The organism is Neisseria sp. N95_16, from assembly GCF_002551535.2.
GTDB lineage: Bacteria > Pseudomonadota > Gammaproteobacteria > Burkholderiales > Neisseriaceae > Neisseria > Neisseria brasiliensis.
The window spans coordinates 1-13,812 of the sequence record NZ_PDBT02000008.1 but is presented as its reverse complement, the minus strand read 5'-3'; the positions used below and the strand labels follow the sequence as shown (position 1 = coordinate 13,812).

Annotated in this window: 13 protein-coding genes; 12 read left to right on the top strand and 1 reads right to left on the bottom strand. The window is 45.4% G+C overall.

The window, feature by feature from the left end; genetic code table 11:
• The first annotated feature begins 27 nt into the window (after window positions 1–27).
• The 8 genes from CRG49_RS02230 to CRG49_RS02195 are packed head-to-tail and all read left to right on the top strand — an operon-like array spanning window position 28 to window position 8,993.
• The gene (locus CRG49_RS02230; RefSeq protein WP_095502368.1) at window positions 28–1,293 is read left to right on the top strand and encodes an O-antigen ligase; all 1,266 of its coding nucleotides are present in this window, start codon (window positions 28–30) and stop codon (window positions 1,291–1,293) included.
• Window positions 1,294–1,323: 30 nt separating this feature from the next.
• The gene (locus CRG49_RS02225; RefSeq protein ID WP_095502367.1) at window positions 1,324–2,397 is read left to right on the top strand and encodes a glycosyltransferase family 4 protein; all 1,074 of its coding nucleotides are present in this window, start codon (window positions 1,324–1,326) and stop codon (window positions 2,395–2,397) included.
• A gap of 13 nt (window positions 2,398–2,410) precedes the next feature.
• A complete protein-coding gene (locus CRG49_RS02220; protein ID WP_095502366.1) occupies window positions 2,411–3,583 on the top strand; it encodes a glycosyltransferase in 1,173 nt (390 codons plus the stop codon).
• Window positions 3,576–4,193: a sugar transferase gene (locus CRG49_RS02215; protein WP_095502365.1), complete on the top strand. Its 618-nt coding sequence runs from the start codon at window positions 3,576–3,578 to the stop codon at window positions 4,191–4,193. The genes CRG49_RS02220 and CRG49_RS02215 overlap by 8 nt, the downstream gene beginning before the upstream one ends.
• Entirely contained in the window at window positions 4,180–5,154 is a 975-nt protein-coding gene (locus tag CRG49_RS02210; RefSeq protein WP_095502364.1) for an ATP-grasp domain-containing protein, read from the top strand. The genes CRG49_RS02215 and CRG49_RS02210 overlap by 14 nt, the downstream gene beginning before the upstream one ends.
• On the top strand, window positions 5,141–5,818 hold the full coding sequence (locus tag CRG49_RS02205) for an HAD family hydrolase (protein ID WP_095502363.1): 678 nt from the start codon (window positions 5,141–5,143) through the stop codon (window positions 5,816–5,818). The genes CRG49_RS02210 and CRG49_RS02205 overlap by 14 nt, the downstream gene beginning before the upstream one ends.
• 52 nt (window positions 5,819–5,870) lie before the next feature.
• Entirely contained in the window at window positions 5,871–7,046 is a 1,176-nt protein-coding gene (locus tag CRG49_RS02200; protein WP_095502362.1) for a DegT/DnrJ/EryC1/StrS aminotransferase family protein, read from the top strand.
• A gap of 54 nt (window positions 7,047–7,100) precedes the next feature.
• Window positions 7,101–8,993: a nucleoside-diphosphate sugar epimerase/dehydratase gene (locus tag CRG49_RS02195; RefSeq protein WP_097784574.1), complete on the top strand. Its 1,893-nt coding sequence runs from the start codon at window positions 7,101–7,103 to the stop codon at window positions 8,991–8,993.
• A gap of 154 nt (window positions 8,994–9,147) precedes the next feature.
• Here the strand turns inward: CRG49_RS02195 and queA are convergent, their stop codons facing one another.
• Window positions 9,148–10,185: a tRNA preQ1(34) S-adenosylmethionine ribosyltransferase-isomerase QueA gene (gene queA, locus CRG49_RS02190; RefSeq protein WP_095503252.1), complete on the bottom strand. Its 1,038-nt coding sequence runs from the start codon at window positions 10,183–10,185 to the stop codon at window positions 9,148–9,150.
• Window positions 10,186–10,539: 354 nt separating this feature from the next.
• Between queA and accB the strand changes: the two genes are divergently transcribed.
• From accB to CRG49_RS13820, 4 genes are all read left to right on the top strand, one after another.
• Complete coding sequence (gene accB / locus CRG49_RS02185) at window positions 10,540–10,992, top strand: acetyl-CoA carboxylase biotin carboxyl carrier protein (protein WP_095503251.1); 453 nt, start codon at window positions 10,540–10,542, stop codon at window positions 10,990–10,992.
• A 123-nt stretch (window positions 10,993–11,115) separates the two neighbouring features.
• On the top strand, window positions 11,116–12,480 hold the full coding sequence (gene accC, locus CRG49_RS02180; protein WP_095503250.1) for an acetyl-CoA carboxylase biotin carboxylase subunit: 1,365 nt from the start codon (window positions 11,116–11,118) through the stop codon (window positions 12,478–12,480).
• Window positions 12,481–12,643: 163 nt separating this feature from the next.
• Window positions 12,644–13,531, top strand: coding sequence for a 50S ribosomal protein L11 methyltransferase (prmA, locus tag CRG49_RS02175; RefSeq protein ID WP_095503249.1), 888 nt, complete (start codon window positions 12,644–12,646; stop codon window positions 13,529–13,531).
• 110 nt (window positions 13,532–13,641) lie between these two features.
• On the top strand, window positions 13,642–13,812 hold a 171-nt coding region (locus tag CRG49_RS13820), incomplete at its 3' end, for a helix-turn-helix domain-containing protein (protein WP_157807888.1).

Here is a 13,812-nt window from a genome sequence, read left to right as displayed (position 1 = left end):
TCTGAAATCTGTCTTGTAGGACTTACTGTGGAAATCAAAAAACAAAAACTTTATATCATTCTTTTTTATCTGATGATTTTCTCGTATATGTTAGGCCCCACCCTATCATATAGGGTTGGTATTCCACGCATTGATAACCCGTTAACTATTCTGATTAGTTTGGTTGTGCCATTTATTTTAGCCTTTGAACTGAAAAATATTCCTAAAAATATATTTTATGCTTTATTGGCAGTATTCGTTATGGCTTACTGGGGCGGGCTGCATTTATTGATTTCGTCGCTTTCACGAATTCAATTCATGGATACCCTGTTTTTCCTGTCGTTACCGAGTTTATTTTACCTATTATATTTAATCATCAGTCGACATGAAGAACCCCTTACCTTTATCCACAGAGTATTGATTTTTTTCGTCAGCTGTATGGTGATCCCTCCCGCAATCGAAGTTGCAACCGGTTTTCAATTTGTACAATCAAATGAAATCTTGGCAGTAGATTCCGGGATTATTAAAGGATTCTTCTTTAACCCTAACAACTTAGGCACTGCCGCATTGTGTTTTTCGCCTGCCATATTGGTATTTTTTACCACCCATGCAAGCAAAAAAGATAAAAGAATAGGTTGGTTACTTTTTTTAGCTTTAGGCGCAATTATTTTTGCCAGCGCATCGCGAACTGCAACGCTTTGTTACATCATTCTATTTTTACTTAATCTCATCTATCGTAACAATGCGTTGTTGACAACATTAATGATCTTAATTAGCGGTATCGTCTTATCGATGATTCCGAAAGAATGGATTGGTAGTTTTCTTTTATCGTTAAATGGTAATGTATTTTTAGAAAATATTTCTTCACGTTTGTATCTTTTCTTATTTGACTTGGATAGCGACAATTCAGTCGGATACAGACAAGAAATCTATAATTATTTTTGGAATAATCCGCCATTTTTACTCTACGGATACGGCCCGAAAAATTTTGGGGAATTTTTTGGTGGACACTTAAGCGGTAGCTTAGGTTTTGAAAATCCACACAGCTTTATTATTGAGCTCTATTTAGGATTTGGCATCATTTCTTTATTAGGTTTTATTGCATACGTAGTCACCTATATGCTGCAAGCTGCTTCAAACAGTAATTTTAATTCTAAGCAAAAATTTATCGCCTTAGCAGCGATGGGCTTATTTTTATTGGCAGGCTTTATTCCTTCTACTATTTTCAGGATGCCATTTATTTGGTTTCCGTGTTTTATGATTTTTATATACAGCACTTTGCCAATGTACAAAAAGCATGCCGTTACACAATAAATTTAAATTTCAAACTCAAGAATGTTTACGATGAAAAAAATTGTTTTAACTTCTAATATGGATGGCTTAGGCGGTACTGAAAATGCCACGTTCCGTTTAGGTCGTTTATTAAATGCCCGTGGCCATCAAGTGATTTTGGCATCTTCAGACGGCCCTTTAATTAAAGAGGCGCAAGAATTAGGCATCAAATGGCAGCCTATCAACTTCTATCAAGGTGGTAAAAAAGGTTATATCAAAGCCATGTTTGCTTATATGAAGATGTTAAAACGCGAACAGCCTGACGTGGTTCACTGCCAAATGGCGCGTATTGTGCCTGCTTGCGCCATTGCAGCCAAAATTGCTTCGCCTAAAACCAAAGTGTTTTACCATGCCCGTGGTTTAGATCCTCAAACCTACCCTAAAATTGCAAAATTATTTGATAAATTAGGCGTGTACATCATCGGCAACTGTAAACACGAACAAGAAAAGTTGATTCGTCATGGCTTCCCTGCTAACCGTGTAACCTACACTTATAACGCCTTGCATAAAGTGGATTATGTCCCTGAGAAAAGCAGCAAAGATTATGTCATGCTGGGTACATTATCACGCTTAGACACCGTTCGCGCGGTACATCTAATGTTGGACATCTTCAAGAAAATGTTTGACCGCGGCTTACCTGTCCGCCTAAACGTAGCCGGTATCGGTGAAGAGATGGAAAACTTAAAAGCACAAGCCAAACGTTTGAATATCGACGACAAAGTCACTTTTTTAGGCGGTGTACGTGATTTGACCAGCTACTTCAAAGAAGCCGACATCTTGGTCAACACACCGCATTGCATAGGCGATCATGGCGCCGGCGTCGGTAATAATATTTTGGAATCTGGGTTATATGATACCCCTGTCGTTACTTACGATATGGCCGGTATTTCTGAAATGGTGATTACCGGTAAAACCGGTTACTGCATTCCGTTTGGTGATGATGAACAATTTATCGAAGCGGTAACTAAATTAGTAAAAAGTCGTCAATTGCGTGACGAAATGGGTAAAGCATTACATCAACATGTGGCCCACCTGTGTTCTGATGATGAAATTTACCGCACCACTATGGCTGCATACAACATGTAAGACCGTCTGAACGATGAACATTACCATTGTTGCCCCTTATTGCTCTTTACCTAGCGAACCGCATTTCAACCGCTTTTGGTATTTGGCAGAGTTATTGTCGCAAAAGCACGATGTATTGCTGATTACCAGCAACTTTAAGCATTACGATAAATCGTTCAGACGGCCTGAAGATGCCGAATCTGCTTCACAAGGCCGTCTGAAAGTTATGCTGTTAGAAGAAAGCGGTTATCAGAAAAACGTTTCTATATCGCGCTTAAAAAGCCATCATGTTTTTGTCAAAAATTTAGAAAACTGGCTCACTCAACGACAAGCCGGTGACATAGATTTGGTGTACTCAGCTTACCCCTTAATTGCCACCAATCTGGTTTTGGGGAAATTTAAGCGAAAGCTGGGCTACAAAATGATTATTGATGTGCAGGATGTCTGGCCGGAATCCTTCTCGGCCGTCATTCCTTTTATGAAAAAAGTGCAACATCAAAAATTTCCGTTTTCATCTCGGGCAAATGAAGCTTATGCCTATGCAGACGGCTTAGTGGCAGTATCAAAGTCTTACTTGAAGCGTGCACATGAGGCCAACCCGCAAGCACCGAGGGAAGTGGTATTTATTGGTGCGGATTTTGACAAAATGGCAACGGCGCCACAAAAAGTATTCACTACACCAGCGATTCGTTTCTTTTACTTGGGCACACTCAGTTTCAGTTACGACATGGAAACTGTCTGCAAAGGGATGCAGCAATTATTAGCTGATGGTCTGAATGTGGAGCTGCATGTCATGGGTGGTGGTCCGGATTTAGAAAAGTTAAAAAAATATGCGAGCGAATCGATCAAATTTTATGGATATATTCCCTACGCTGAGATGATGTCGGTAGCCAAAGGTTGTGATATTGCCGTGAATCCGATTCATGCCCACTCGGCAGCTTCAATTACTAATAAGCTCTCAGACTACTTAGCGCTGCAAAAACCGATTTTAAACAGCCAAGTGCATCCTGAAGTTGCCGAAACTTTAAAACTGGTACCCCATACCAACTACCAATCTGGCAATGTAGAAGATTTTGTACGAGCAGCCAAAGCCATTCTCAACCATAAAAACGACCCTGTGCAATTTGAAGAAATCATTCGTCGCTTTAAACGCGATGTTTCCTATCAAAGAATTGTCCACCTTATTGAAAGATTAGGTCATGAATAAACTGATTAAACGCCTATTCGACATTGTCGCTTCGGCGGCCGGCTTAATTATTTTGTCACCGGTATTTTTGATTTTGATTTATCTCATCAAGAAAAATTTGGGCTCGCCGGTATTTTTTACTCAAGAGCGCCCAGGTGAAAACGGTAAACCGTTCAAAATGATTAAATTCCGCTCTATGCGTGATGCCATTGATGCCAACGGCAATCCACTCCCCGACAGTGAACGGTTGACCCCGTTCGGACGCAAATTGCGTGCCACCAGTCTCGATGAACTCCCCGAGCTTTGGAATGTCTTAAAAGGCGATATGAGTCTGGTAGGCCCACGTCCGCTGTTGATGAGCTATTTGCCCTTATACAATGATTTCCAAAACCGCCGCCATGAAATGAAACCGGGCGTTACCGGCTGGGCTCAGGTAAATGGCCGCAATGCATTGTCATGGGATGAGAAATTTGCCCATGATATTTGGTATATCGACAATTTCAGCCTTTGGCTGGACATTAAAATCTTATTTTTAACTGTCAAAAAAGTATTTATCAAAGAAGGCATTTCCGCTGATGGAGAAGCCACTATGCCGTTTTTCACAGGAAATGACACCAATGAAAAAAAATAATGTACTGATTTTATCTGCCGGCCGCCGTGTTGAGCTGGTTCAAGACTTTAAAACTGAAGCCGCTAAATTTGAAGGTGACATCAAAGTATTCACAACCGATATGTTCCCGCACATGTCATCGGCTTGTCATGTTTCAGACGGCTCATTTGTGGTACCTGCCATCAAAGCCGATGATTACATCGACAGCATTTACCAACTCGCAGTTGAACACAACATCGCCTTGATTATTCCGACCATCGATACAGAATTGCAGAAGCTGGCTGATGCCCGTGCTCGTTTTGAAGAAGCCGGTATTCACATCATTGTATCGGACAGCACTCTGATTACCTTATGTCGTGATAAGCGCAAAACTGCTGATTTGTTTGCCCAATACGGCATTCAATCACCCAAAATTTACGACCGAAATAACTTAACCCTGCCCTGCTTCGTCAAACCTTATGACGGCAGCCGCGCCATTGGTACCAAACGTGTTGATACTCAAGCAGATATTACTGAAGAGATGATGGCCGATCCTAAATTAATGTTCTGCCAGCTCATCGATATCGTCAATGAATTCAAAGAATTTACCGTTGACATGTATTACGACAATCAAGGCCGTCTGAAATGCGTGATTCCGCGTGAGCGCTTGGAAGTGCGTACCGGTGAAGTCAGCAAAGGCATTACCCGTCGCAATCACTTATATGATGTATTGGTTGAAAAAATGGCGGTATTGGAAGGTGCGCGCGGCTGTATCACTGCTCAATTTTTCTACAACGACCAAACCGAAGAATTTTACAGCGTCGAAATCAACCCACGCTTTGGCGGCGGTTTCCCGCTGACCTATGCGGCTGGTGGTAATTATCCCGGCTGGCTGATTCAAGAATACTTGATGGGTCAGGAAATTTCCTTTTTCGACCAATGGGAAAATAACTTAATGATGCTGCGCTACGATGCCAGGGTACTGGTTCATGAAAATCAATAATCCTCAAAACGCAGTATTGGTGTTCGATTTAGATGATACCTTATATTCAGAATACGACTATAAAGTGTCCGGCATTCAATCCGTGATTCAAACCATTGCCACACTTTATCCTGAATACGATGCACATTCTTTAGAATCTGCTATTGATTATCAGGATAATAATTGGCTGGATGTCATCTGTACTCAATGCCGTCTGAATGATTCGGAAAAACAAACTTTATTATGGCAATACCGATTACATAAACCGGTTATCAAGCCTTATATGGATTACGAATCGCTAAAGAATCTCACCCAATATTTTGCTGCGACCGCATTGATTACGGATGGCCGCAGCATTACCCAGCGCCTCAAATTAGAAGCGCTTGGCCTCATGGATTTATTTGCAGATATTCTGATTTCGGAATCTTTTCAATCAGAAAAGCCCAACCCCGAACGCTTTGCCTATCTGCAAAATAAATATGGTAAAAACCATCAATTCATTTATGTGGGTGACAATATTAAAAAAGACTTTATTACCCCTAAAAAAATGGGCTGGCTTACGATTGGGCTGAAAGGTTCTGAACACAATATTCATCAGCACAAATCTGACGATTTTGATGCCGCATACCACCCACATTTTTGGATTGAGTCTTTAACCGATTTAAAAAAGCACTTCGGCATTTAATCGGCACTGTTTATTTAAGAAATTCCACCAGCCTTTTTTTCAGGAAAAGCAAATGCTTAATACCTCTCTCTCTCCATGGCCCAGCTTCACCCAAGAAGAAGCAGATGCAGTATCACGCGTGCTGCTGTCAAACAAAGTCAATTATTGGACCGGCACCGAATGCCGCGAATTTGAAAAAGAATTTGCCCAATATATCGGAACCGAATATGCCATTGCATTATCAAATGGCACGGTGGCATTGGATGTTGCACTCAAAGCCATGGACATTGGCGCAGGCGATGATGTGATTGTGACGTCACGTACCTTCTTGGCTTCCGCCTCTTCGATCGTCACTGCGGGCGCCAATCCGGTGTTTGCCGATGTTGACTTAAACAGCCAAAACATCAGCGCTGAAACCATTAAAGCCGCACTGACACCGAATACTAAAGCCATTATCGTGGTGCATTTGGCCGGTATGCCTGCCGAAATGGACGACATCATGGCTCTGGCAGCAGAACACAAATTGTGGGTGATTGAAGATTGCGCGCAAGCACACGGCGCCAAATACAAAGGCAAATCAGTCGGCTCTATCGGCCATGTCGGTGCATGGTCGTTCTGCCAAGACAAAATCATGACCACCGGCGGCGAAGGCGGCATGGTTACCACCAATGACAAAGATTTGTGGAGCAAAATGTGGTCGTATAAAGACCACGGCAAAAGCTACGATGCTGTTTACCACCGCGAACATGCGCCAGGTTTCCGTTGGTTGCATGAGAGCTTCGGCACCAACTGGCGCATGATGGAAATGCAAGCCGTCATTGGCCGCATTCAAATCAAACGCATGCCGGATTGGACAGCTAAACGTCAAGCCAATGCCGAACAATTAACGCAATCATTCCGTAAATTCAGCAGCATCCGTTTAGTTGAAGTTGCCGATTACATCGAACATGCACAGTACAAATATTATGTTTTCGTCAAACCGGAAAACTTGAAAGAAGGTTGGACACGCGATCGCATTGTCAATGAATTGAATGCACGCAACGTGCCGGCTTATCAAGGCAGCTGCTCGGAAGTGTATTTGGAAAAAGCCTTTGAAGGCACGCCGTGGCGCCCGAAAGAACGTTTGAAAAACGCCGTTGAATTGGGCGAAACCAGCTTGATGTTCTTGGTACACCCAACTTTAACTATAGAAGAAATGGCTTTTTGCTGCCACAATATTGAACAAATCTTAGCAGAAGCGACTGCATAAATATTTATTTCATAAATATTTATTTATTGATATCTTTACTTTAGACATACCAAAATGAATTTGGAAACCCTGTTAGCTCTACCCCGCAGCATTAAAAAGGCATTCTTTGTCATTTATGACCTGTTCGTCCTATTTATTGCTTTTTGGTTTACCCAAAGCTTGAAATTCAACCATTCTGACGAATGGCTCAACATCATTAACTGGCCTGCTTTTCTCGTAACCGCGGTACTGAGCATCACCATTTTTATCCGTTTAGGCCTCTATCGTGCAGTCACCCGTTATGTCAGCACCCGTGTATTGACGACCGCAATGGCCGGCAGTACTTTTTCAGCTGTCATCTTCTTTACCAGCATCCTGTTTTTTGAGCATAGATTTACATTTGCATTGCCACTGGTTTACTTCCTGCTCGTTGTCGTACTAATCACCAGCTCACGTATTACACTGCGGGCAGTCTTATCTGAACGCCATACTAAAAAAATGAGCCCAGTTATTATTTACGGAGCAGGCAGTTCGGGACGTCAATTACTGGAGGCCATCAAACAAGTCCGTGAATACCATGCAGTTGCTTTTGTGGATAACGACAAAAGTATTCAGCATAATATGATTTATGATTTAACGGTTTATGCGCCACATGAAATCCAATCTCTAATCAGCCGTTACGGTGTCGAAAAAATCTTATTGGCCATACCGCATGCAACCCAGAAAGAACGCAAGGCCATTATCAAACATTTAGAACAATATAAATGTGAAGTTTTGACGATTCCCAGTATGAAAGATTTGGTCGACGGCAAAATCAATGTCGGCTCATTGAAAAAAATCTCAGTTGTTGATTTATTAGGTCGCGATCCTGTCGAACCGCACGCTGAATTGATGTGTGCAGATATTACCGGCAAAGTCGTCATGGTCACCGGTGCCGGCGGTTCGATTGGTTCGGAGTTATGCCGACAGATTTTACAGTGCGCCCCCACTAAATTATTGCTGCTTGAACTATCTGAGTTTTCTTTATATAACATCCATCAAGAACTCAATGAAAAACAAAAAGAAACCGGCTCTCCTGTTGAAACACTACCGCTATTGGGCTCAGTACAAAACAAAGAGCGCCTGTTAAGCATCATGCGCGCCTACCAAGTCGAAACCGTTTACCATGCTGCAGCATATAAGCATGTGCCGATGGTTGAATTCAATACCATCGAAGGCATTCAAAATAATATTTTCGGCACACTCTTCTGCGCACAAGCAGCAATTGAAGCCAAGGTCGATACTTTCGTTCTGATTTCAACCGACAAAGCCGTGCGTCCGACCAACACCATGGGGGCCAGCAAACGCATGGCCGAACTATGCCTGCAAGCTTTGGCTGCCGAACCAAACCAGCATACCCGTTTCTGTATGGTGCGTTTTGGAAACGTATTGGGTTCATCCGGCTCAGTGGTACCTGTATTTGAAAAACAAATTGCAGCCGGCGGCCCGATTACCCTCACGCACCAAGATATTACCCGCTACTTCATGACCATCCCGGAAGCAGCACAACTGGTGATTCAGGCAGGGGCAATGGGCAAAGGCGGTGATGTGTTTGTGTTGGACATGGGCGAATCAGTCAAAATCATTGACCTTGCCAAGCAAATGATTAATCTGAGCGGATTGAAGATTAAAGATACCTTACACCCTGAAGGTGACATTGCCATCAAAATTACTGGTTTACGTCCGGGTGAAAAGCTGTATGAAGAACTGCTGATCAGTGATGAAGTACAAAAAACCTCTCACCCCCGCATCATGACTGCTAATGAAATCATGTTATCTTGGGTGCAATTATCCGATATCCTGACACGCATGGAATCTGCCTGTCGGGACATGGATCACCCCTCTCTTCGTGCTCTTTTAATGGAAGCCCCAATCGGCTTTCATCCCAAAGATGATATTTGTGACCTCACTTGGTTACCGCATAAATAAACCATCTGAACATTAAAACTCAGCAATTGCCGTTTATGTTCAGACGGCTTTTCCCTCCATCTGCGGGCTTATTGAAAACTGATCAGAAACCAAGCCGATTTTAGATGAATGGCGCACAATACGAATGAACCATCAATCATACGGAGCGGCATTTTCAGTCCGTATGCTCAACGCGCCCCAAAATCATCGCATCGCCATAGCTGAAAAAACGGTATTCCTGCTCAACCGCATGTTGATACACATCACGGATATGCTGCATACCCGACAATGCACTCACCAGCATCAGCAGCGTTGATTTCGGCAAATGGAAATTGGTAATCAAGCGGTCAACCACTTTGAAGCGATAGCCCGGGGTAATAAAAATATCGGTATCGCCCTGCCCGGCTTTCAGACGGCCTGTTTCCCGCGCAGCAGATTCCAATGCCCGCATCGACGTGGTGCCGATCGACCACACCCGATTACCACGTGCTTTGGCTGCTTCAATTGCTGCAACTGTTTCAGACGGCACCTCAAACCATTCGCTGTGCATTTTATGATCGGCAATATTATCCACGCGAACAGGCTGGAACGTGCCCGCGCCCACATGCAAGGTCACTTCCGCCATTTCCACGCCTTTGGCTTTCAACGCAGCCAACAGCTCATCGGTAAAATGCAAACCGGCCGTCGGCGCGGCAACTGCGCCCTGATGCTTGGCATAAACCGTTTGATAGCGGCTGTCGTCTTTATCATCCGCCGCCCGTTCAATATAAGGCGGCAAAGGCAAATGGCCGTTTTGCTCCAATAATTCATAAACCGTTTGCGTACCGTCAAATCGCAGGCAGAACAATTCTTCCTGCCGTTCAACCATCACCGCATTAATGCCGCCTTCAAAAATCAGCTCCGTTCCTGGCTTGGGTGATTTTGACGAACGCACATGCGCTAAAGCGGTATGTTCGTCTAAAACACGTTCAATCAGTGCTTCAATTTTGCCGCCGCTGGCTTTTTGGCCAAACAAGCGTGCTTTAATCACTTTGGTGTTGTTAAACACCAGCACATCGCCGCGTCCGACATAATCAGGCAAATCGGCAAAATGCGCATCTTTGAGCGGCATATCGGGCAAAGCCACCAGCAAACGGCTGCTGCCGCGCACTTCAGGCGGGTGTTGCGCGATTAATTTTTCAGGTAATTCAAAGTCAAAATCAGCAATATCCATGATTTTTTTCACAATCCAAAACAGCCGTTATTATACGCATATTTCTTCTTTTCAGACGGCCTGTTTTCTTATGAAACCAACTGATTAGAATATATACTCTTGTTAACAAACTCATCTTGCTTCCGCTTTCGATTTTTGCCATTTAACGCCAAAATGAGCGATTTTTCGATATTTTGCTAGACATTTTGCTGTAACTTCGGGAAAATAGCTTAGTTAAATTCCGGCTACGGCTGGCACATTCCCTATTTCTTTTGTCCGTTGCCACAGACGGATAACGGGCAAACACAACCTGATTCAACATCACTATGTAACGTAACACGGCTCTGCAACAGACCGTCTCGATAAGGAACCAAAATGGATTTGCGCAAACTGAAAAAACTGATTGATTTAGTTGAAGAATCCGGTATCGCCGAAATCGAAGTAACCGAAGGCGAAGAAAAAGTCCGTATTACCCGTGCTACCGCCGCTCCGGCGCCTGTTTATGCCCCGGCTCCGGTTGCCGCACCTACCGCTGTGGCTGCTGCGCCGGCTGCCGCTGCCGCACCAGCAGCAGAAGCACCTGCACGCAATTTGGCTGATGCCCAAAAATCACCAATGGTCGGCACTTTCTACCGCGCCCCTGGCCCGAACGCCAAGCCGTTTGTCGAAGTCGGCCAAAGCGTGAAAGCCGGTGACACCCTGTGCATCATCGAAGCCATGAAGCTGATGAACGAGATCGAAGCTGAGAAATCAGGCGTAATCAAAGAAATTCTGGTGGAAAACGCCACCCCTGTGGAATTTGGCGAACCGTTGTTTATCATCGAATAATCCGCGTTCAGACGGCCTGATAAAAATAGGCCGTCTGAAACTTTTCGGAACATTTGAAGCATAAACATTTTCAGACGGCATGTTTGTTTTAAAATGCCATCTGAAAAATACAGGAAAATCATTATGTTGAACAAAGTATTAATCGCCAACCGCGGTGAAATCGCCTTGCGCGTGCTGCGTGCCTGCCGTGAAATGGGCATCGCCACCGTTGCCGTGCATTCCGAAGCCGACAAAGACAGCCTGCACGTTAAATTGGCCGACGAATCAGTGTGCATTGGCCCTGCCAACTCTGCACAAAGCTACCTGAATATCCCTGCTCTGATTGCCGCTGCCGAAGTGACCGGCGCCGACGGCATTCACCCAGGCTACGGCTTTTTGGCGGAAAATGCCAATTTTGCTGAACAAGTCGAGCAATCCGGCTTCACCTTTATCGGCCCGAAAGCCGACACCATCCGCCTGATGGGCGACAAAGTATCTGCCAAACACGCCATGATTGAAGCCGGCGTGCCTTGCGTACCGGGTTCAGACGGCGCTTTGCCTGACGATGACGAAGAAATCCTCAAAATCGCCGATAAGGTCGGTTTTCCGGTAATCATCAAAGCATCGGGCGGCGGCGGCGGTCGCGGTATGCGTGTGGTCGAGGAAAAAGAAGACCTAATTCGCTCGGTGGAAATGACCAAAACCGAAGCCGGTGCCGCATTCGGCAATCCGATGGTGTATATGGAACGCTACCTGCAACGTCCGCGCCACGTGGAAATCCAAGTATTGGCCGACGAACACGGCAATGCGATTTATTTGGCCGAGCGCGATTGTTCTTTGCAACGCCGCCACCAAAAAGTCATCGAAGAAGCGCCTGCACCGGGTATCACGCCGGAAGAGCGCGCCAAAATCGGCCAAGCTTGTGCCGATGCCTGCAAACGCATTGGTTATCGCGGCGCGGGTACGTTTGAATTCTTGTATGAAGACGGCGAATTCTTCTTTATTGAGATGAACACCCGCGTTCAGGTTGAGCACCCTGTCACCGAGCTGATTACCGGCGTGGACATCGTGCAAGAGCAAATCCGCATTGCCAGCGGCCTGCCGTTGCAATATACTCAAGACGACATCCAAATCGAAGGCCACGCCTTTGAGTGCCGTATCAATGCTGAAGACCCTTATAATTTCATCCCAAGCCCTGGCTTGATTGAAAGCTGCCACTTACCGGGCGGCTTGGGCATCCGCGTGGACAGCCACATCTACCAAGGCTACCGCATCCCGCCGTTTTACGACAGCTTGATCGGTAAAATCTGCGTGGTCGGCAAAGATCGTGCACAAGCCATGGCGAAAATGCGCGTGGCACTAGCCGAATTGGCCGTGACCGGCATCAAAACCAATACCCCGCTGCACCGCGATTTGTTCAAAGACGAAGGCTTTGCCCAAGGCGGCGTGAGCATCCACTATTTAGAAAAATGGTTGGAGCAACGCAAAGCCGAATTGGCTGATAAATAAGCGGATCATCATCAAGGCCGTCTGAAACGAAGGGAAGCTGCCCTATCTTTCAGACGGCCTTTTTCAATCCACGCGCATCCGTTACAATAAACCTATTTCATTCATTGCCGTCTGAAAATGTTTCTACCGTTTCAGACGGCCTATATTCTGATAGAGACCAATTATGTCATACCAACAAATTACCCTTGCCGTGAAAGACACCGTTGCCGAGCCATTGGCCGATGCGTTGATGGAGCACGGTGCGCTTTCCGCAGCGATTGAAGATGCCTACGCCGGCACCGAAAACGAACAGGCCATTTTCGGCGAACCGGGCATGCCGACCGAGCAAATTTGGCAGCAAAGCAAAGTGATTGCCCTGTTTGGCGAAGACGACGATGCGGCTGCGGTGATTCAAAACGCCGCACAAGAATGTGGTTTAACCGACTTACACTACACCACCGAAATCTTGGAAGACCAAGACTGGGTGCGCTTAACCCAAGCCCAGTTCGACCCGATTCAGATTTCCGAGCGCCTGTGGATTACCCCTTCTTGGCACGACGCGCCCGATGAAAACGCCGTTAATCTGCAACTCGACCCCGGCTTGGCTTTTGGTACCGGCAGCCACCCGACCACCCGCTTGTGTTTACAATGGCTGGACGCACAATTAAAAGGCGGTGAAAGCGTGTTGGATTACGGCTGCGGCTCAGGCATTTTGGCGATTGCCGCCTTGAAACTGGGTGCCGGCTCGGCAGTGGGTGTGGATATTGACGAGCAAGCCATCCGCGCCAGCAAAGCCAATGCCGACCAAAACAATGTTCAAGCCCAATTCTATCTACCAGATGCCGTGCCTGAAGGCCAGTTTGATGTGGTGGTAGCTAATATTTTGGCGAATCCTTTGCGTATGCTTGGCGAAATGCTGGCCGGCCGCACCAAATCGGGCGGGCGCATTATTTTATCGGGCTTGTTAGACGAGCAAGTAGAAGAATTAAGCGAAATCTACGGCCAATGGTTCGACATCGAGCCTGCCGAAATTGATGAAGGCTGGGCGCGCTTAAGTGGCGTGAAGCGTTAACAGATTCAATTAAAAAGGCCCTTACATTCGCCTAACAAGTGCAATTTCCAATAACAGAAAAGGCCAGTATGCGGTAGTATACTGCCTTTCCTGACAAGAAAGATTGCAATATGGCCTACACACAACTGACCTCACACCAAAGATACTACATTTCCAGACATTACCGCAACCTACCCCTAAACCAAATCGCACAGAACATCGGTTGTCATCCCGCCACCGTCAGTCGGGAAATCAGACGGCATTCCGTCAACGGAACCTACTGTTACCGAAAAGCACAACAG

Excerpts from the sequence above, each read along its gene's own strand:
- CRG49_RS02205 (WP_095502363.1), top strand. The coding sequence starts at position 5,141 with ATGAAAATCAATAATCCTCAAAACGCAGTATTGGTGTTCGATTTAGAT.
- CRG49_RS02195 (WP_097784574.1), top strand. The coding sequence starts at position 7,101 with ATGAATTTGGAAACCCTGTTAGCTCTACCCCGCAGCATTAAAAAGGCA.
- queA (WP_095503252.1), bottom strand. The coding sequence starts at position 10,185 with ATGGATATTGCTGATTTTGACTTTGAATTACCTGAAAAATTAATCGCG.
- CRG49_RS02220 (WP_095502366.1), top strand. The coding sequence starts at position 2,411 with ATGAACATTACCATTGTTGCCCCTTATTGCTCTTTACCTAGCGAACCG.
- accB (WP_095503251.1), top strand. The coding sequence starts at position 10,540 with ATGGATTTGCGCAAACTGAAAAAACTGATTGATTTAGTTGAAGAATCC.
- CRG49_RS02225 (WP_095502367.1), top strand. The coding sequence starts at position 1,324 with ATGAAAAAAATTGTTTTAACTTCTAATATGGATGGCTTAGGCGGTACT.
- accC (WP_095503250.1), top strand. The coding sequence starts at position 11,116 with ATGTTGAACAAAGTATTAATCGCCAACCGCGGTGAAATCGCCTTGCGC.
- prmA (WP_095503249.1), top strand. The coding sequence starts at position 12,644 with ATGTCATACCAACAAATTACCCTTGCCGTGAAAGACACCGTTGCCGAG.
- CRG49_RS02200 (WP_095502362.1), top strand. The coding sequence starts at position 5,871 with ATGCTTAATACCTCTCTCTCTCCATGGCCCAGCTTCACCCAAGAAGAA.
- CRG49_RS02215 (WP_095502365.1), top strand. The coding sequence starts at position 3,576 with ATGAATAAACTGATTAAACGCCTATTCGACATTGTCGCTTCGGCGGCC.
- CRG49_RS02210 (WP_095502364.1), top strand. The coding sequence starts at position 4,180 with ATGAAAAAAAATAATGTACTGATTTTATCTGCCGGCCGCCGTGTTGAG.